The organism is Mucilaginibacter glaciei (genome assembly GCF_014773245.1).
In the GTDB taxonomy this organism is placed as follows: Bacteria; Bacteroidota; Bacteroidia; order Sphingobacteriales; family Sphingobacteriaceae; genus Mucilaginibacter; species Mucilaginibacter glaciei.
The window spans coordinates 117,301-136,329 of record NZ_JACWMX010000005.1; the positions used below are offsets into that span (position 1 = coordinate 117,301).

General features: G+C 45.1%; 14 protein-coding genes. 6 read left to right on the plus strand and 8 right to left on the minus strand.

Translation table 11 applies throughout. The features are described 5' to 3' along the window. The first annotated feature begins 16 nt into the window (after positions 1-16). Positions 17-1,624 carry an apolipoprotein N-acyltransferase gene (gene lnt, locus IDJ76_RS12945; protein WP_191163756.1) on the plus strand — a complete coding sequence of 536 codons (1,608 nt, stop codon included), beginning with the start codon at positions 17-19 and terminating at the stop codon, positions 1,622-1,624. On the opposite strand, the gene IDJ76_RS12950 is transcribed toward lnt, so the two are convergent. From IDJ76_RS12950 to IDJ76_RS12970, 5 genes are read right to left on the minus strand one after another with little or no spacing between them, the layout of a single operon-like run. Then, positions 1,616-2,470: an N-acetylglucosamine kinase gene (locus IDJ76_RS12950; protein WP_191163757.1), complete on the minus strand. Its 855-nt coding sequence runs from the start codon at positions 2,468-2,470 to the stop codon at positions 1,616-1,618. The genes lnt and IDJ76_RS12950 overlap by 9 nt on opposite strands. Further along, on the minus strand, positions 2,467-2,850 hold the full coding sequence (locus IDJ76_RS12955; protein ID WP_191163758.1) for a response regulator: 384 nt from the start codon (positions 2,848-2,850) through the stop codon (positions 2,467-2,469). The genes IDJ76_RS12950 and IDJ76_RS12955 overlap by 4 nt, the downstream gene beginning before the upstream one ends. A 31-nt stretch (positions 2,851-2,881) precedes the next feature. After that, complete coding sequence (locus IDJ76_RS12960) at positions 2,882-4,201, minus strand: TolC family protein (protein WP_191163759.1); 1,320 nt, start codon at positions 4,199-4,201, stop codon at positions 2,882-2,884. 7 nt (positions 4,202-4,208) lie between these two features. Beyond that, positions 4,209-7,343 carry an efflux RND transporter permease subunit gene (locus tag IDJ76_RS12965; RefSeq protein ID WP_191163760.1) on the minus strand — a complete coding sequence of 1,045 codons (3,135 nt, stop codon included), beginning with the start codon at positions 7,341-7,343 and terminating at the stop codon, positions 4,209-4,211. A gap of 5 nt (positions 7,344-7,348) precedes the next feature. Next, on the minus strand, positions 7,349-8,422 hold the full coding sequence (locus IDJ76_RS12970) for an efflux RND transporter periplasmic adaptor subunit (protein WP_191163761.1): 1,074 nt from the start codon (positions 8,420-8,422) through the stop codon (positions 7,349-7,351). Between the two features lie 224 nt (positions 8,423-8,646). On the opposite strand from IDJ76_RS12970, the gene IDJ76_RS12975 reads away from it, so the two are divergent. The 3 genes from IDJ76_RS12975 to IDJ76_RS12985 all read left to right on the plus strand — a co-directional run bounded on the left by IDJ76_RS12975 (position 8,647) and on the right by IDJ76_RS12985 (position 11,717). Then, positions 8,647-10,446: a M61 family metallopeptidase gene (locus IDJ76_RS12975; protein ID WP_191163762.1), complete on the plus strand. Its 1,800-nt coding sequence runs from the start codon at positions 8,647-8,649 to the stop codon at positions 10,444-10,446. 349 nt (positions 10,447-10,795) lie between these two features. Then, a complete protein-coding gene (locus IDJ76_RS12980) occupies positions 10,796-10,951 on the plus strand; it encodes a lmo0937 family membrane protein (protein WP_191163763.1) in 156 nt (51 codons plus the stop codon). A 79-nt stretch (positions 10,952-11,030) separates the two neighbouring features. Next, positions 11,031-11,717, plus strand: coding sequence for a PAS domain-containing protein (locus IDJ76_RS12985; RefSeq protein WP_191163764.1), 687 nt, complete (start codon positions 11,031-11,033; stop codon positions 11,715-11,717). A gap of 79 nt (positions 11,718-11,796) precedes the next feature. On the opposite strand, the gene IDJ76_RS12990 is transcribed toward IDJ76_RS12985, so the two are convergent. Further along, positions 11,797-13,830, minus strand: coding sequence for a M56 family metallopeptidase (locus IDJ76_RS12990; RefSeq protein ID WP_191163765.1), 2,034 nt, complete (start codon positions 13,828-13,830; stop codon positions 11,797-11,799). A 2-nt stretch (positions 13,831-13,832) separates the two neighbouring features. Further along, complete coding sequence (locus IDJ76_RS12995; RefSeq protein WP_191163766.1) at positions 13,833-14,204, minus strand: BlaI/MecI/CopY family transcriptional regulator; 372 nt, start codon at positions 14,202-14,204, stop codon at positions 13,833-13,835. A gap of 130 nt (positions 14,205-14,334) precedes the next feature. Between IDJ76_RS12995 and IDJ76_RS13000 the strand changes: the two genes are divergently transcribed. Further along, on the plus strand, positions 14,335-15,738 hold the full coding sequence (locus IDJ76_RS13000; RefSeq protein ID WP_191163767.1) for an MBL fold metallo-hydrolase RNA specificity domain-containing protein: 1,404 nt from the start codon (positions 14,335-14,337) through the stop codon (positions 15,736-15,738). A 149-nt stretch (positions 15,739-15,887) separates the two neighbouring features. Here IDJ76_RS13000 and IDJ76_RS13005 read toward each other — a convergent pair whose 3' ends face one another. Beyond that, complete coding sequence (locus IDJ76_RS13005) at positions 15,888-16,850, minus strand: isopenicillin N synthase family dioxygenase (RefSeq protein WP_191163768.1); 963 nt, start codon at positions 16,848-16,850, stop codon at positions 15,888-15,890. 178 nt (positions 16,851-17,028) lie between these two features. Between IDJ76_RS13005 and IDJ76_RS13010 the strand changes: the two genes are divergently transcribed. Then, positions 17,029-18,972: a DUF6600 domain-containing protein gene (locus IDJ76_RS13010; RefSeq protein WP_191163769.1), complete on the plus strand. Its 1,944-nt coding sequence runs from the start codon at positions 17,029-17,031 to the stop codon at positions 18,970-18,972. Positions 18,973-19,029: the final 57 nt, after the last annotated feature.

Below are 19,029 nucleotides of genomic sequence, written 5' to 3' on the forward strand. Positions count from 1 at the left end.
AAATACGTGTAACCAAATGAAAAAAAACATAACCTTATCTATATTATCGGGCCTATTGCTTTGGATAGCCTGGCCGCCTACGCCTTATACTACGTTCTTGCTTTTTTTAGGCTTTGTGCCGATGCTGCTGGCTATAGAAAACATTATCCAGTCAACCGCTACCGGAAAGGGCAAAAAAATCTTTAACACTGCCTTTTTAGGCTTTTTTGTTTGGAACACCTTATGTGTTTACTGGGTGTATAATTCCTTAAAGATCATTGGCCCGTTGGTAGCTATCCCGATCACGCTGATCCCTTATGCGCTGGGGCCGTTGTTAATGGCCATTGCCTGCTGGTTATACTACCGCATGCGGCTGATCACCAGTCGTGCATTGAGCCTGGTTGCATTGGTTTGTTTTTGGGTAGGCTACGAGTACCTGCACCAAAGCTGGGATCTTAACTTCCCCTGGATGACGATCGGCAACGGCTTTGCCATTTCGCACCAATGGATCCAGTGGTATGAATATACCGGCGTATATGGTGGTACTATCTGGATCTGGGTTGTTAATATCCTGGTGTTTTTACTATACGTAGGCTTGCGCGAAGCACAGGTAAAAACACTAAGGGTAAAACTTGTTTCAGCTTTTGCGTTGGTGCTGATCTTGCCGCTTGGCTTTTCGCTTTATCGGTATTATAGCTATAAGGAAGCTGTCAACCCATCAAACATCGTGGTAGTACAACCTAATATCGAGCCTTATGCTAAGGAGGGGATCCCGGTTTATACTCAAATTAAAGCGCTTACCGATTTATCCGATTCCATCGGCCAGCCAAATACCGAATTTTTTTTATGGCCCGAAACGGCGATTTCTCAATATATCGATGAGGATCATATTTTAGGAAGCAATCATTATGCGCAGGTAAAACAGTTTATCAATAAGTACAAAAATGGCAACGTAATTACTGGTGGCGAAACGTACCGCATGTATGATAAGCGTACCAACGAAACCGCTTCGCCCATGCCTAACGGTGGTTTTTGGGATCATTACAGTTCGGCCATCAATATCGAGAATTCGTCTAAAGTTCAGTTTTATCATAAATCGCGTTTAGTGCCGGGGGCAGAGGCATTACCTTTTGGCAACGTGTTCTCTTTTTTAAAACCGGTTTTCGAGCATCTGGGCGGCGCAACCGGGGCCTATACCATTCAGGAGCAGCCCGGCGTATTTTATTCGCAAAGCGGAATAGGCGCGGCACCCGTTATCTGTTACGAATCCATCTATGGTGCATGGGTAGCTAAAGCCGTTACGGAAGGTGCGCAATTTATTGCCATTATTACTAACGATGGCTGGTGGGAAAATACATCCGGTAAAGACCAGCATTTAGATTACGCCAAGCTTCGCGCTATTGAAACCCGCCGCTGGGTGTGCCAGTCGGCCAATACGGGTATCTCTGCCTTCATTAACCAGCGGGGTGATGTGGTGCAGCAAAGTAAATGGTGGGTGCGGGCAGCGCTAAAGCAAGATATTAACTTAAATACAGAAATTACTTTTTATGCCGCACATGGCGATTACCTGCCAAAAGCGGGTAGTGTGTTGGCAGTGTTAGGGATAGTGTTTGTAGCTATAAGACGAAAAAGAATCTTAGCTTAAATTCCTTTTGATCATAAAATCCAACAGATCATTGATAGGTTGGCGGATGATCTTGCCCACATGCACGCCGTTCTGTTCGCAAATGGCGTGCAGTTCGTCTGCAAAAATATAGGCGATAGAACCTACAAAGTGGCACTTGAATTTAGTGTATTGCGGGTACGATTTAATGTTGGTATCAATAAATTCCTGGAAAACGGTTTGCAGAAGGGATTGCGCATATTCCGTTTGCCTTATCTCACTTAAAAATTTAGAGAACGATGCCAGGTACGAATTAGCCCGGGGCATCTGGTAAACGTTTTTGATCACCGCTTCCTTTGTCAGCTTGTAAGCGTTATTGAACTTCATGCTGATGTCTAATGGCATCCGGCCATACAAAAAATCGGTTACCAGGGTTTTACCGATGATCGTACCTGCACCCTCATCGCCCAGCACATAACCTAAGCCGTGCTGCCCGTCGTGAATTTCTTCGCCATCGAAAAAAGAAATATTAGATCCGGTACCCAGAATGCAGCAAAAGCCTTTCTCATACCCGCAAGTGGCGTATGCCGAAGCTAAAAGGTCACTATCAACACTAATGTACGATTTAGAAAAAAAGGTGCTCAACGCGTTAGAAACGATCTCATGCCTGTCGGGGCTGGAGCAGCCCGCGCCAAAGAAATAGATCTCGTCAATCTGATCGGCGTAAGCAATCAGATCAGGGAGCTGGTCCTGTAATACTTTAACAATCTCTTTTTCGGTAAGGAAGTATGGGTTAAGCCCTACAGACCTAAAAGCTTTAGGTTCTTCTCCGGCTACTTTGAGCAGCCAATCTGTTTTAGATGATCCGCTATCTGCTACTAATATCATTTACAAAGGTCCTCAAGCGTTTGATGCGTGAGGGGTTTATGCACAAACTGTGCAACGTATTTATTATCAAGTGAATTACTCATGTCTGTAGGATCAAGCGATGAGGAGAGCATAAAGATCTTTACCTTCTCCTTCTCTTCCATCTCGATGGTCTCAAATTCTACCAGGAATTCAAAGCCCGTCATTTCGGGCATACGAATGTCCAGGAAGATCACATCGGGCTTTACACTGCCATTGCGCAGGGCTGTTATTGCATCCGTAGGCGATTGGTGTACTACAATATCTTCGGCAAAGTTGCCGCTCTCTAAAATCTTACGCGTGACAAAATTATCAATGTAATTGTCGTCTATCAGCAAACAGGTTTTATAGCGCACCGGCATCTTGGGAAAATAAAAACAATAATAAATATTCTTATTGAATATTTATACTGTTAGTTATTTGTTTTAATGTAACCTCGGCCATTTTAGATTGATATTGTGCAGAAAAGAAAACCGATTGTGCATTTAAGTAATCCCGCTGCGCGGTACGGATCTCTAATGGGGTAATATTGCCAATCTTATATTTCTCTAATGAAATCTCCAGCGTTTTACGTGTTAATTCCACATTCGACTGGCTAAACTTGATCAGTTCCAGGCCGGAGAGGTACGCCACATAAAAATTATTAATATCAGCCTCTACATTTAAACGGGTTTGCTTCGCAGAAATATCCGCGTTATCGATCTGTAACTTGGCATTGCGTTCGCGGCGCCATTGGTTAAGGCCGTCAAAAATGTTAATACTTGCAGTTAGGCCATAATTAAGGCCCCTTGCATTTTGTTGCAGGGTAAAACCCGCCGGGGTGCGGCTGTTAGTAAAGGTATAACCCGACGTTAGCCCTATTTGCGGGTACCGGGTTGATTTTACCTGCTTCAGGTTGATCTCGGCCAGCCTGCGGTTTATTTGTGACGACAGTATATCGGGGTTTTGGTTTTGCGCTTTGCTAAGGATATCCCCTAACAGTAATTTTTCGTCAACAACAATCGTATCACTCACGGTAAAATCAGTTTGCAGATCGCGTACCAGCAGTTGGTTCAGTTGGATCTTAGTGGTCTTATATGTTTGCATCTGCGTGATCAACGATGCCGTATCGGTATTTAAAGTAACCTGTGCACTATAAACATCAAGCTTAGATACCCGCCCTACATTAAACTTATCATTTGAATAGCGTAGCTGCGTGCGCGAAATTTCTATTGCACCACGCAAAGCCTTGATCTGCTCGTTCTGGCTGATCAGGTTGTAATACGTGTTGATAACATTGGCCACGGTAGTTTGAATAGTATCTTGTAGCCTTATGGCACCTAATTTGTCCAGTTGCTTTAACTGGTCGTAAGTGGCAAACATGTTAAAGCCGTCAAAAATAGTCCAGTTTAAATTGACCCCATAATTATTATTGGAGTTATGGGCATTGTTGATATTGTTAACTGTACCATCGTTACGGGTTTGCTTAGTAGTTTGTATGCCACTGGTTGTTGTAGCATTGCCGGTTACTAACGGTAAAAAACCTGCGTTACCAAGGGTAACGTTATTGGCGGCAATGGTTTTGTTATTTTGAGAGAGCTTGATGTTATAGTTATTCTTCAAGGCGATCTCGACAGCATCCTGTAGCGTAAGCAGCGGCACCTGCTGTGCCTTCACAACCGCACTGAAAGTAGCGGTGCAAAAGATCAGGCAAATTATTTTCTTAAACTTCATGTGCTCCTTATGATTTTGCTATAATTATCTGTGGTTTCTTTTCGTCTGCCTGCGCTTCCTCTTCAGCGGGTTCGTGATCGGGGTCGCGGCGTGTTTTTGAGGCAAATACCATATACATAGTAGGGATAACGTAAAGGGTTAATACCAATGAAAATAACATACCGCCAATAATAACTATCCCTAATGATACCCGGCTTTTAGCACCTGCACCCAGGGCCAATGCAATAGGCACTGAACCTAACACTACAGCTAAACTGGTCATCAAGATAGGGCGTAATCGCGCGGTAGCAGCCTCAACAACGGCCTCGTACTTACTGATGCCATGCTCCATGCGCTGGTTGGCAAACTCTACTATCAGGATACCGTTTTTGGTTACCAACCCTACCAGGGTAATGATACCGATCTCGCTGAAAATATTCAAAGTTTGGTCAAATAACCAGAGTGATATAAATGCACCCGATATAGCCAGTGGCACAGTCATCATTACAATAAAAGGGTCCATAAAGCTTTCAAATTGGGCCGCAAGCACCAGGTAGATCAGTAATAGCGCAAAGCCAAAAGCAAATACGATGTTTGATGAACCCTCGGCGTAATCACGCGATGGGCCGCTGAGTGCTGTACTAAAGGTATCATCAAGCAATTTTGCTTTGATGCGTTCCATTTCTTTGATACCATCTCCTACGGTTTCGCCGGGCGCAAGGCCTGCCTGTACCGTGGCCGATTTATACCGGTTAAAGTGATAAATAGACGGCGGGCTGGCACTTTCGGCAACGGATACCACGTTATCTAATTGCACCAGGGTGCCCTTTGTACTGCGCACATAAACAGATTTAAGGTCAAGCGGCTGGTCGCGGTTAGCGCGGTCAACCTGGGCTATAACCTGGTATTGTTTACCGTTTATCAAAAAGTAATCTAAACGGCCGGCACTGTAATACAATTGCAGCGTTTGGGCAATATCATCAACCGATACACCCAGATCGCGCGCACGGTCACGGTCGGTAGTAACCCTAAGCTCGGGCTTGGTAAATTTCAGGTTAACATCTGTTCCCTGGAAAACAGGGCTTTTGGATACCTCGGCAAAAAACTCCGGCAACACTTTACGGATTTTTTCAAAATCCTGGTTTTGGATAACAAATTGCACAGGTAAAGAGGTACGGGCACCGCTACCACCACCGCTTATAGTTTGCTCCTGCACCACAATGGCGCGGGCATCGGGCATTTTGGTTAATTTTTTATTGAGCCAGTCAGCCAGTTGCTGCTGGGTACGGCCGCGTTCATCAGGAGCAACCAAACCCACACGGCCAAAGCCCGAGTTAGCCGACCCGCCACCGCCAAATGATGGCGATACGATCTCGAGGTTCACGTTAGCTTCTGGGATAGAATCGGCAACCAGGTTGGCCACCTTATCCATATACTTGGTCATATACTCATAAGTAGCGCCTTCAGAACCGGTTACAGAATAGCGCAGTAAGCTGCGGTCATCCAACGGGGCTAATTCTGACGGGGTGACCTTTACCAAGATACCGGTAACCAATAACGAGACACCCAGGATAACGAATGATACCCACTTCTTTTTCATGAAATCAACCAGCGTCTCGGTATAGCCGGTGGTCATGGCTACAAAGAAAGGCTCTGTTTTTTCGTAGAACTTTGATTTCTTCTGATTTTTACGGATGAGCTTTACGTTCAGCATCGGCGTTAATGAAAGTGATACGAAAGCAGAGATTAACACAGCCCCCGCAACGACGACCGCAAACTCGCGGAACAACCTGCCGGTAAAGCCCTGTAAAAAGATGATGGGCAAGAACACCGCCGCCAGCGTAACCGATGTAGACACCACTGCGAAGAAGATCTCGGCACTACCTTCAAATGCTGCCTTGCGGATAGCCATACCGGCCTCTACCTTTTTGTAAATATTCTCGGTTACCACAATCCCGTCATCCACCACCAAGCCCGTTGCGAGCACGATTCCCAGCAACGTTAAGATATTGATAGAGAAGCCGAACACATACATGATAAAGAATGCCCCAATCAACGATACGGGGATATCGATCAGCGGGCGGAACGCGATCAACCAATCCCTAAAGAAAAGGTAAATGATAATTACAACGAGAATGAACGAGATGAGCAAAGTTTCCTTTACCTCGGTAATGGAATTGTTGATAAACTTGGTATTATCCAACGCTACCTTAACCGTAATATCCGGTGGCAAATCTTTTTTGATCTGCTCTAAACGGGCGTAAAAGTCTTTGGCAATTTGCACATAATTGGCACCCGGCTGTGGTACAATTGCTAAACCAACCATCGGGATGCCCGATTCCTTAAGCGAAGTTTCTTCGTTAGCCGATCCTAAAACAGCGTAACCAATATCATTGAGCCTGATCACCCGATTGCTATCTGCACGGATAATGAGGTTATTAAAGTCTTTTTCGGTCGTTAGCTTACCCAGCGCACGGATGGTGATCTCGGTATTGTTCCCTTCAATTTTACCTGCAGGCAGCTCCACATTTTCGCGGGCTAAGGCTGCACCAATATCAGTAGCCGTTAAACCTAACGACGATAGTTTATTAGGGTCTATCCATAAACGCATAGCGTACTGGCGCTGGCCCTGTACGTTAATAGTACTCACACCCGGTATGGTTTGTAAGCCTTCCAGCAGTACGTTTTCGGCATAATCATCTACCTGGGTAATGTTGCGTGTGTTACTGCTTACCAACACGGTTATGATCTGGTCGGCACTGGCATCGGCCTTGGTTACTACCGGCGGCGCGTTAATATCTTGCGGTAATTGGCGCTGGGCTTGTGATACCTTGTCGCGCACGTCATTAGCCGCGGTTTCCAAATCGGCATCCAGGTCAAATTCTACGGTGATATTACTGGAACCTACCGAACTGGTTGAAGAGATATTCCGGATGCCCGGCACACCGTTAATGGCTTTCTCTAAAGGCTCGGTAATTTGCGATTCAATTACATCTGAGTTGGCGCCCGAGTAGCTGGTTGATACCGAAATAATAGGAGGGTCGACCGAAGGGAAATCCCTTACGCCCAAAAACTTATATCCTATAACACCAAATACAACAATAACAACAGATAATACCGTTGCCAGTACAGGTCTTTTTATACTTACCGACGATAAACTCATACTGGTTATTTGATAACTTTAAGGATCTTCAACGGCGATTTAGGGCGAATTTGGATCAAGCCTGATACTACAATACTATCGCCCGCTTTAAGCCCGTCAATAATTTGGATTTTGGTATCGGTACGCAGATCGGTTTTTACATTTTTAGCAACAGCCACGCCGTTTTTATACACATACACCTTGCTGCTCTTCAGATCGGGTATTACACATTCAGTGGGTACCATAATCGTTTTAGGGATCTGATCGAGCGTGAGGTTGATCTTGGCGAATGCACCTGCAGTTAGTAAACCTTTAGGATTGGGCGCCTTGGCACGTACGGTTATCGTACGCGAGTTGGCATCTAGCGCGGGCTCGATAGCGTAAACGGTCGCGTTGAAATTATCGCGCGAGCTCTCCACTGTAAAGGTAATTTTACTGCCCTTATTGATGATGGGCAGGTACCGTTCAGGTACAGAAAAGGTAACCTTGGCCGGATCGATATTTACCAGCGTGGCGATAGATGTCGACGGCGATAAATAACCACCAGGGCTAACATTACGCAAACCAATGGTACCTGAAAACGGCGCGCGGATCTCGGTACGCGAGATTTGCGCACGGATAACATCTGCCTGCGCTTTCATAGCGTTGAGCGACGATTGCGAAGTTTCGTATTCCTCTTTACTTACCGCTTCCTTTGCATATAATATTTTATTGCGGTTATTAATATCCTTCGCCAGTACCATCTGGGCACTTACCTGTTGCAGGGACGATTGCAGGTCCTGGTTATAAACCTTAACCAGCAACTGGCCTTTAGCTACGCGGGTACCTTCTGTAAAAAATATGCCGGTAATGTTACCTGCCGTCTGGCTGATCAGGTTAACCCGCTCATTAGCGTCAATAGTACCCGTAATGTCTATCTGATTGCGCACAGCAGTATCTTTAACCACCATAATATTTACAGCCACGGGGCCATTTTTCTTTTTACCCTTACCCGCCGTGGCCGCGCCGGTTTCTTTTGCTTTTTTGCTAAAAAACTTATTGTAAAGCAAAAACGCTATAAGCAGGGCCAGTAAAGTATATATAATGTACTTGGTTTTCATAAAATGCCGGTTCGGGGTTATTTTGTTGCTAATTTAAAAATTTGCCGGAGCTTTAAAACTTACGGGCCCGGTAAATTATGTGTTTGCTATTGTTTTAACAACAATTGTTAATGTTCGCAAAACTAACCGCTTAGGTATTAAATTGATTACGTGTATCAACCATTTTACAACACTTGTGTTTTTTAGCAAGACTTTAAAAAAAATAAAAATTTATAACTTGCCCCATGAAAAAATTTCAACTCATCGCACTGGTTAATTTAATATTCCTATTTATGAACGCTACCCCCGGCAATGCGGCCGTGCCTGCAAAAATATCGTACACGGTTACCTTCCCCGAAGCACAAGCACACTACGCCGAAATAGAAATGACGGTTAGCGGCTTGGCACAGCCATCTTTAGAACTAAAAATGCCCGTTTGGACGCCCGGCTCATACCTGGTGCGCGAGTTTGCTAAAAATATAGAATCGTTAACCGCTACCGCCAATGGCAAAGCGATAATGGCACCAAAAGTTAACAAAAATACCTGGCACATTAACACCGCAGGTTTAACATCAGTTACCGTAAAATACAAAATATACGCTTTTGAACTATCGGTACGTACCAGTTTTATAGATGCATCGCACGCGTTTCTTTCTACCTCGGGCGTGTTTTTATGGCCGAAAGGCATGCTGGCCAGTCCATCAACCATCAAAATTGTTCCTTACAAAGACTGGAGCAAAGTATCAACCAGCTTAGAAAAAGTTGGCGGCGATGCATTTACGTTAACCGCACCTAATTACGATATCCTGTACGATTCGCCTATTGAAGTGGGCACGCAGGATATCTTTGACTTTGATGTTAAAGGTGTACATTACGATGTGGCCATGTACGGCGGCGGTAATTACGATAAGGAACGCCTTAAGGTTGATATGGCTAAGATCATAGAGGCAGAGAGTGCTGTTTTTGGCGAAAACCCGAACAAACACTATACCTTTATCGTCCACAATAAATTACGTAACGGCGGCGGTTTAGAGCATTTAAGCTCGACGGTATTAGGTGCCTCCCGCAACCAATATAGCAGCGAAGCGGGTTATAAAGGCTTTTTAGGCCTGGTAGCGCATGAGCATTTCCACCTGTGGAATGTAAAGCGGTTACGCCCGATTGTATTAGGCCCGTTTGATTACGAAACTGAAAACTATACCACCAACCTTTGGATTGCCGAAGGTTTCACGGCTTATTATCAAAACCTGATCCTTCGCCATGCAGGTATAGCTGGCGCTGATGCCTTTTTGGGTGACATGGTTGGCGATATCAATACGGTTGAAAACACACCCGGTACTAAAGTACAGCCATTGGCAGAGTCGAGCTTTGATGCCTGGATCAAATCTTACCGCCCTAATGAGAATACGATCAACACCGGGATCTCTTATTATGATAAGGGTGCGGTTGTAGGTATGCTTTTAGATCTGGAGATCATCAACAGTACCAACGGAAAATCATCGTTAGATGACGTGATGAAATACATGTACGATACTTATTACAAAGCCAAAAAGCGTGGTTACACCGATGCAGAATTCAAAGCCGGTTTTGAAAAATTCGCAGGTAAGAACCTTGATGATTTTTACGCTAAGTACATCAACGGTTTAGCACCAATAGATTATAACAAATACCTGGGTTATGCAGGCTACAAACTAACCGATGACCTGGCTAACAGCATGGACCCAACTATCGGCGCAAGCATCAGCAACGCCGGCCCTAAAAAAATAGTAACAGCCGTAATTCGCGGCAGCGCGGCCTGGATCCAGGGGATTAATGTTGGCGATGAAGTGGTATCTATAGATGGCACACCGGTAACTGATGCGACGACGATTATGAACGGTAAAAAAATAGGCGACCAAATTAATGTGACGGTAAGCCGTGACGGGCAAGCCATGATCATCCCGGTAACTTTATTACGCAACCCCCGCCAGAAAAACCGGATAGAGGAATTGCCAAACGCCACGCCTAAGCAATTAGCAGTACGGGCAAAATGGTTAAAACTGTAAGCTTACCTAATACGTGGTAAAGTACTATGAAGCCTCCCGGATTCCGGGCGGCTTTTTTGCATTTTTAAAATGCCATCCAATAGCGTTAATAGCCTATAGAACCAGGCCGATTATTATTGAAAAGATTAAAAATCGTCAAAAGCCGTTAATTGGGTAGATTCTTATTTTTTTATATCGCTGATAATGAGGTGTTAACATTTGTTCAGGGTGTTCATGGTGTTCACGTGAACATCGTGAACAGCCCTCGCTATAAAAATCTAAGCCTTGCCTGGCAATTAAATTTCTTAAAACATTTTTGGTGGTTTATTTATTTATATAACATCTATCTATAAACATTAAATCATTTACCATGAATTCATTACTTTATATAATTGCTGTTATCCTGATCATTGGTTGGGCTATCGGCGTATTTTTTACTGCCGTTGGCGGCCTTATTCACGTATTGTTAGTAATTGCGGTTATCGCGATTATATTAGGCATTCTCCGTAAGCCAACTGCTGTATAATACGACATAAATAAATTTAGTGGCCCCGGTAGTCTGGGGCCTTTTTTGTAAAATCCGTTTACCTAAGTATTATTCCGATATGCAAATCCCATTAAGCCCGCAACTCCTTGGCGATTTAATAGAAAAAGGCTACACGCATATGCTGGCCAGCACGGCTACCGATGCAGCCGCTAACGTCTCTATCGTTTTAACCCCCGTACGCGAAAAACCGAAGTTAGCCAATTTGCCCGATGGTTACGATACTTTTTACCGCATAACCCAGGAACCTATGCAACTGGCCTGTAGTGCAAACGAAACCACTACAGTGGTTGATTATGAAACTTTTGATAAAACCATTACCGGCGAAGATATTTTTGAGGACAGCTATTTTAGAATGAGCGAGGATTTTTTTAGGCAGGTGCTGGATAGCCTGGAAGATTATGCGGTGATCACCACCGATAAAAATGGCGACATTAACAGCTGGAACAGTGGTGCCGAGCGTGTTTTAGGTTATAAGGAAAAGGAAGTGATAGGCCGCAGTGCAAAAATATTTTTTACACCCGAAGATATCGCAGCCGGCGTGCCTGAAAAAGAACTCACAACCGCCTTAGGAACCGGCCGCGCTATTGACGAGCGTTACCACATGTGTAAAGATGGCAGCCGCTTTTGGGGCAGCGGCTTAGTTTTTCCGTTATATGATGACCAAAAAAACCATCACGGGTTTACTAAGATTATGCGTAACCTGCGCGAGCGGCAGGATGCAGAACTGAAGGCCGAAGAACAATAATCGTACTACTAACAACAAAAAATCCCGGCCGGAGGTAGCAATCATCTACCACGACCGGGATTTTTATATTTATCAGATCCTATTTCTTAATCAACTTTGCAGCTTTAGTTTGCACCAAAACAACCCCGTTGATCCCTTTAAATCCATATAAAGCCGTGGCACTTTTATCTTTTAAAACGGAGATGCTCTGAATATCATCCGGTTTAACCAAAGTTAAATCGGTAATCTCTTTGCCATCCAAAATGTAAAGCGGCGGGTTAATTGACAGGTCGTTGCCCCTAATCCTAACCGTTTGTTTAGTGCTATCGGTTGGCTTGTACGTAATGCTCTCCACATCATCATTCCTGTTAATCTTTATAGCCCCAATTTTACTCTCTGTTTGCGCTAAAGCGAAGTTTATCGGCACCGTATATTGAACCCTTACGTTATGCCCGTTTTGCACGCCTGCCACCCATTTTGGCGAAGCGCTAATTATTCTCAAGGCTTCTTCATCGGCACCGCCACCTATACCTCTAACCACGCGGGCATTAGTAATGGCGCCGTCTTCTTCTACAATAAAGGTTACAATTACCCGTCCCTGGATTTTATTTTCGCGTGCTTTGGCAGGGTAGCGTACGCTCTTAGCTAAATATTGTCCAAAAGCCTTGTCGCCACCCGGGAAAACGGGAGAGTGCTCCACAGCTGTAAACACCTCGGTTTTATTTTCAGCTATCATTGCCGATGTAGGTGGTAGCAATTTGTCCCCTTTTTTAGGCGTGTAGGTTATCACTGTAGTTTTTTCTAAAGCAAATTGAACAGGCACCGCATATTCAACTCTTACAGCTTTGCCCTTTTGCGTTCCCGGCTTCCATTTGGGCGACAGGTTTAATACCCTGATTGTTTCTTCATCGCAACCGTATCCAATGCCGCGAACTATCCGGATATTAGTCAGTTTGCCATCAGGTTCAACAATAAATTTGGCTATTACTCGGCCCTGGATATTTTTTTCGCGGGCATCTTTAGGGTATCTTATATTTCTGCCCAGGTATTGCCCAAACGCATTATCGCCGCCAATAAAACCTGGCAAATGATCTACCGCTGTGTACACCTTACCTTTATCCAGTGTGGTATCGGCCATATCCGTTTTTACTAATTCGGGGGCTTTGAATTCCGATTTACCAAAAGCATTTTTAGGGATCGTAGCCTCTAAACTTATCGTGGGAGATGCGGCTACAGGCTCTTCGATAATTATTGTAGCGGGCTTGGCGAATACCGCGTCGGTTTTTTTGTTGATGGTATTGATTGCCTTACTATCGCTTATAGTGGCCGACGATAACACCAGCATCAGTATAAACAATGGCGCCGAAAGGCCGTACTTAGCCAGCTTTATGCGCTGTGATTTGTTTTTCTGTAACATCATAATACGTTGCTTTAATAAACTGTGGTTAAAAAACGGGTTAACTAAATTATGCACAGGCGAACTGAACGTTTGGCTCAATAAAAGCAGGGCATAATCGGCCTTGTTGGTGCCGGTTTGCAAAGCTTGCCTGTCGGCAATAAATTCATGGATATTTTTAATGGCAAACCGGTACAGATACACCACCGGGTTAAACCAGTTGATGATCATTACCGCCTCTATCAATAACACATCCGCCGAGTGCCATTGCCGGGCGTGAACCTCCTCATGTTTATAGATGATGGGGTTAGATGCGATGTCATCCTGGATCTTTACTGTTTTAAAGAAGGAGTAAGCGCCCTTTGATGGTCTGCTGATCATCTTTTTCACCTCGAAAAGTTGCCATATTAACCTGAAAGCTAACAGCGCAGCGCCTGCCGCGTATAGCAGCGTAATAATTTCACCAACAGTTACAGGGTTGTTTTTTAAGGGTGCAAAGGTTACTATCATATCGGGCGCTGTGGTACTGTATATCGTTGATTGTACCTGCCGCGTAATAAAAAGGTCTTTTACCCATTGCGCCTGTATCAGGGGGATAAAAAACGATAATAGCGCACTACCGATAAGGTAAATGCGGTTAAGCTGAAAAAAAGTTTCCCGGCGGAGCAAAAGTGCATAGAACCCGAAAAACAATACCAGGTATAGGTTTACAAGTAATAAATAATGCCACCAGGTCATAACTATTTATCTTTAAGTTTTTCAATCAGTTTCATAATCTCATCGGCTTCTTTAAGGTTGATTTTCTCTTTCTTCACAAAAAAGGAAAGCATCCTGTTAACCGAATTATCAAAATAGCCGTTAAGCAACTTATCGGCAGCAAATGTTTTATACTGCTCTTTGCTGACAACCGGGTGGTACTCGTGGCTTTTACCATAGGCATTATGGCCAACAAAACCTTTGGTCTCTAATATCCGGATGATGGTTGACACCGTGTTATAAGCCGGTTTAGGCTCTGGTAACACGTCAAGTACGTCTTTTACAAAGCCCTTTTGCAGTTGCCAAAGCACCTGCATTATCTGCTCTTCGGCACGGGTTAATTCTTTAATCTCCATGGGGTATGAATAATATTAATATGTTTAACTAAGTTATATGTTATAAACCACATTAACAACTAAATGCTTAGTTAATTTAAATTTAAACTTTTATTTGTCTATTTGGTTCTCCAAAACAACCAATTTATAAATGGAAATAACCTTTCACGGAGCTGCCCGTAATGTTACAGGCAGCAAACACCTGCTCCGCCTGAACGATGGCACAAGCGTATTATTAGATTGCGGTATGTTTCAGGGATTGGGCGAACAAACCGAAGATATGAACGAGCATTTTGGCTTTAACCCCAAAAAGCTCGACTACCTGATACTATCACATGCGCATATAGATCATTGCGGGCTGATACCCCGCCTGGTGAAAGAAGGTTTTGAGGGGCAGATCTTTTGCACCCCCGCCACAATGGACCTTGCCCACATACTGCTGATGGACTCGGCAAAGATACAGATGCAGGATGTAGAGTACGATAACAAGCACCGCGGGCGTAAAAATCAGCCGCTATTGGAAGCCTTGTATACCGAAGAAGATGCTATTGCCGCGTTGCGCCTGTTCAAGATTGTAGATTATCACCAGGAGTACCAGATTACTCCCGCGCTTAAATTTAAGTTTACCGATGCGGGCCACGTTTTAGGCAGCGCAGCGATACATATCCGCGTAGACGAGAATGGGAAAAGTACTTACATTACCTTTAGCGGCGATGTTGGCCGGTATAGCGACTTATTGCTCAAAAGCCCGCAAACTTTCCCGCAGGCTGATTATATTTTACTGGAATCGACCTATGGCGATTCCTTGCACAAAGATATTGGCCCTATTGAGGACGCTTTGCTGGAGATAATTAAGAATACCTGTGAAGTAAAAAAGGGAAAGGTGATTATCCCCGCCTTTAGTGTAGGGCGTACTCAAGAGTTACTTTACGCACTAAATTCCCTGGAATTAAAAGGCGAACTGCCCGATATACAATATTATGTAGATAGCCCGCTATCTGAAAAAGCTACTCAAATTTTAAAAGACCACCCTGAGGTTTATAATAACGAGGTGAAAAAAGTAATGAAAATAGATGCCGATCCGTTTGGTTTTAAGGGGCTGAAATTTATCCAGTCGACCGAAGAGTCTATCGCCCTGAATGATGATGTAAGGCCTTGTGTTATCATCTCGTCATCGGGTATGGCCGAGGCCGGGCGTGTGAAACACCACATCAAAAATAATATTGGCAATCAAAAAAATACGATATTAATGGTAGGTTATGCCGAACCAAATTCATTGGGCGGCCGCCTTGCCCGCGGCGAAAAAGAAGTACATATTTTTGGCGAACAGTACCAGGTAAATGCCGACGTACAATCAATCAAAAGCATGAGTGCCCACGGCGATTATGAAGACCTGCTGCATTTTATATCATGCCAGGACCCAAAACTGGTAAAGAAGCTATTTTTAGTACATGGCGAGTACGAGGTACAACAGCACTTTGCCGAAAAAATTAAAGAAAAGGGCTTTGCCGATGTAGAGATTCCCTATCAGCACGAAAAGGTGGTGTTGGAGTAAAGTAGTACAATAAACTTGAACGTCATTGCGAACGATAGTGAAGCAATCCCCGATTTGCAATTATATCATCTTGCTTGTCGGGGATTTCTTCGTACCTCGCAAAGACGCGGAGGGTAAACAACAAAGCCGGCTCATCGCCGGCTTTGTTGTTATTTTTTTAATCCTATTTCTCTTAAACGTTCATCCAGGTATTCGCCTGCGGTGATGTCGGTATACAATTTTGGGTGCGCTGCATCGATAGTTGATGGCAGGCTGCTTAGATCCATACTTGATTTTGGGTGCAGAAAGAAGGGCACCGAAAAACGGGAATTCTTCATTTGCTCGCGCGGTGGGTTAACAACGCGGTGCGTGGTCGATTTTAGTTTATTATTAGTTAGGCGTTGCAGCATGTCGCCAACATTGACTACTAGGTCTTCGCCAAAGGCAGTAACCGGAAACCATTTGTTCTCGCGGGTTAGTAATTCCAAACCATCGGCACTGGCACCAATCAATAAAGTAATCAGGTTAATATCCTCATGCGCACCGGCACGTACGGCATCATCAGGCAAAGCATCCGGGTCTGTGATCGGGAAGTAATGTAGCGTGCGCAGTATCGAATTACCATTCTCTACTTTGTCGTCAAAATAATGCTCGTCCAGGCCCAAATAAACCGCAATGGCGCGTAGTAAATGTTTACCGGCAGCTTCCAGTTTAGCGTACACTTCTAACGTAGTGGTATTAAATTCAGGTAGTTCTTCAACTACAATATTATCAGGGTACTCGTCTTTCTCAGGTACATCTCCGGTAACGGTTTGCCCTATCTGCCAAAACTCTTTCAGATCCGGCACTTTAAAGCCTTTTGCGGTTTCTTTATTCTTGCCTGTATAACCACGCTGGCCTGCCAGATCAGGAATCTCATATTTATCTTTAACCTCTGCAGGTAAAGCGAATAATTGCTTTACCTGTGCGTATAAATTATCAATCAATTCCTTACTTAAGCCATGATTGGTTATAGTTACAAAGCCGGTTTCATTAAAGGCCTTACCAATGCTGTCAGAAAACGCCTTACGCTCATCGGCCGAGCCGTTGATATACGTATTAAGGTCCAGACGCGGGATATTTACGGTGCTCATAGTTTTGGTTTAAAATACAGTCAAAATTATTCAAAAAAACAGGGACTAAGCAACGGGCTGCATTAAAATTAAATGCTATTACGTTACGGCCCTACAATATAAGGCTTTAAACAATTATTTGTTTAAACGTTTTGCGCTGCAAACTGTCTATACATTACAAACCTAATATAAACCACCCATGAAATTAGTAAACAGACTCTGGGGCTTTGCGCTAGTAGCCATCATTATGATGTCGTGCGCCCCATCAAAAATAATTGCCCAGGACGAGGGCCAGTACATTTCCGACCAGGAGTTTTACGATCAGCTATCGCCCTATGGCACCTGGGTAAACGACCCCAACTATGGCGACGTTTGGGTGCCTGACGTTGACGGTGATTTTAGGCCTTATGTGACAAACGGGCATTGGGTGTTAACCGAATATGGTAATACCTGGGTGTCAGATTATGACTGGGGATGGGCAGCGTTTCATTACGGCCGCTGGCACTATGACGATTACTATGGATGGGAGTGGGTACCCGGTAACGAATGGGCACCTGCCTGGGTAAGCTGGCGAAACGGCGGCGGTTACTATGGCTGGGCACCGCTTGAACCGCAGATATCTGTAGATGCATCATTTGGCTATAACTATACCTCACCCGATATTTACTGGTCGTTTGCGCCGTACGCTTACATTAACCAGCCTAATATTTATAACTATTGCGTACCGGTAGCCCGCGTAAGGGGTTTATATGGCCGTACTACGGTTATCCGTAATACGTTTGTCCGCAATAACCGAACTTACATTGCAGGGCCAGGCCGCGCAGATATTGAACGAAACAGCCGCAGGCAGGTAAGAGTGTACAATATCAATAATGTTTATCGCCCCGGCGCAAATACCATTAACAATACGACTGTAAATATATACCGCCCAGGCGTTAGACGAAATGAAAACTCGCGCCCGGCAAGGGTAATAGACGGTGCGGCTTACAGGCAGCAAAACCCTAACCAGCGTATTGGCGGGGGCGACAACCGTAGAGGCCCTGCCTACAACAGGGATAACGCATCGAAGTTAGCTAACGAAGCACGGTCAAATAACCCTAACAGTAACTATGTGCGTATTAATAACCGTGTGGGTATTGCTAACCCTGCGCAAAATAACCGCCCTAACAGGCCCGATTTTAACAATCAAAACAGGCCGGGCGGCGGCGGTCAAAACAACAACAACCCGGCTAACCCCAACACGCTGAACCAGCAGCAGCGCGAACAGCAACGGCAGGCACGCCAGCAACAGCAGGGGCAAATGACTGATGAGCAGCGCCAGCAGCAACAACAAGTGCGTGACCAGGCGCGGCAGACCCGCCAGCAGCAGCCAGGCCAAATGACCGACCAGCAGCGTCAACAAATGGATCAGCAACGCCAACAACAGCAGCAACAGCGCGAACAGCAACGACAAGCGCGAGAAGTGCAGCAACAGCAGCAGGGACAATTAACGGAGCAACAGCGACAACAGCAACAACAACAGCGAGACCAGCAACGCCAGGCTCGTGAGCAGCAAAGGCAGCAGCAGGTACAGCAACAGGGAGCGCAGCAAAACCAGCAGCAAATGGACCAACAGCGCCAGCAGCAACAGCAACAGCGTGACCAGCAACGCCAGGCTCGTGAGCAACAAAGGCAGCAGCAAGCACAGCAACAGGGAGCGCAGCAAAACCAGCAGCAAATGGACCAACAACGCCAGCAGCAACAGCAACAGCGTGACCAGCAACGCCAGGCACGTGAACAGCAAAGGCAGCAGCAAGCCCAGCAACAGGGTACGCAGCAAAACCAGCAACAAATGGATCAACAGCGCCAGCAGCAACAGCAACAGCGTGACCAGCAACGCCAGGCTCGCGAACAGCAAAGGCAGCAGCAAGTGCAGCAACAAAACGACCAACAGCGGCAACAACAAGCCCAACAGCAGCAGCAGCAGCAGCAGCAGGCCCAACAACGCCAACAACAGGAGCAGCAGCGGCAGCAACAACAGCAGGCTCAACAACAGCAAAGGCAACAGGTTGAGCAGCAACGCCAGCAGCAGGAACAGCAAAGGCAACAACAGCAACAGCCTCAACCGGTTAATCAGCAACCCGCCCGCCCGGTAAGGCCTTAATGTCTAAAAAGTATAAGCACAAAAAAGCGGCCTCAACTTTTAAGTTGAGGCCGCTTT

What these genes read in the sequence shown, in the direction of transcription:
- IDJ76_RS13005 (WP_191163768.1), bottom strand. Translation starts at nt 16,850, where the DNA reads ATGAGCACCGTAAATATCCCGCGTCTGGACCTTAATACGTATATCAAC.
- lnt (WP_191163756.1), top strand. Translation starts at nt 17, where the DNA reads ATGAAAAAAAACATAACCTTATCTATATTATCGGGCCTATTGCTTTGG.
- IDJ76_RS12975 (WP_191163762.1), top strand. Translation starts at nt 8,647, where the DNA reads ATGAAAAAATTTCAACTCATCGCACTGGTTAATTTAATATTCCTATTT.
- IDJ76_RS12955 (WP_191163758.1), bottom strand. Translation starts at nt 2,850, where the DNA reads ATGCCGGTGCGCTATAAAACCTGTTTGCTGATAGACGACAATTACATT.
- IDJ76_RS12970 (WP_191163761.1), bottom strand. Translation starts at nt 8,422, where the DNA reads ATGAAAACCAAGTACATTATATATACTTTACTGGCCCTGCTTATAGCG.
- IDJ76_RS12995 (WP_191163766.1), bottom strand. Translation starts at nt 14,204, where the DNA reads ATGGAGATTAAAGAATTAACCCGTGCCGAAGAGCAGATAATGCAGGTG.
- IDJ76_RS12960 (WP_191163759.1), bottom strand. Translation starts at nt 4,201, where the DNA reads ATGAAGTTTAAGAAAATAATTTGCCTGATCTTTTGCACCGCTACTTTC.
- IDJ76_RS13000 (WP_191163767.1), top strand. Translation starts at nt 14,335, where the DNA reads ATGGAAATAACCTTTCACGGAGCTGCCCGTAATGTTACAGGCAGCAAA.
- IDJ76_RS13010 (WP_191163769.1), top strand. Translation starts at nt 17,029, where the DNA reads ATGAAATTAGTAAACAGACTCTGGGGCTTTGCGCTAGTAGCCATCATT.
- IDJ76_RS12990 (WP_191163765.1), bottom strand. Translation starts at nt 13,830, where the DNA reads ATGACCTGGTGGCATTATTTATTACTTGTAAACCTATACCTGGTATTG.
- IDJ76_RS12965 (WP_191163760.1), bottom strand. Translation starts at nt 7,343, where the DNA reads ATGAGTTTATCGTCGGTAAGTATAAAAAGACCTGTACTGGCAACGGTA.
- IDJ76_RS12950 (WP_191163757.1), bottom strand. Translation starts at nt 2,470, where the DNA reads ATGATATTAGTAGCAGATAGCGGATCATCTAAAACAGATTGGCTGCTC.
- IDJ76_RS12980 (WP_191163763.1), top strand. Translation starts at nt 10,796, where the DNA reads ATGAATTCATTACTTTATATAATTGCTGTTATCCTGATCATTGGTTGG.
- IDJ76_RS12985 (WP_191163764.1), top strand. Translation starts at nt 11,031, where the DNA reads ATGCAAATCCCATTAAGCCCGCAACTCCTTGGCGATTTAATAGAAAAA.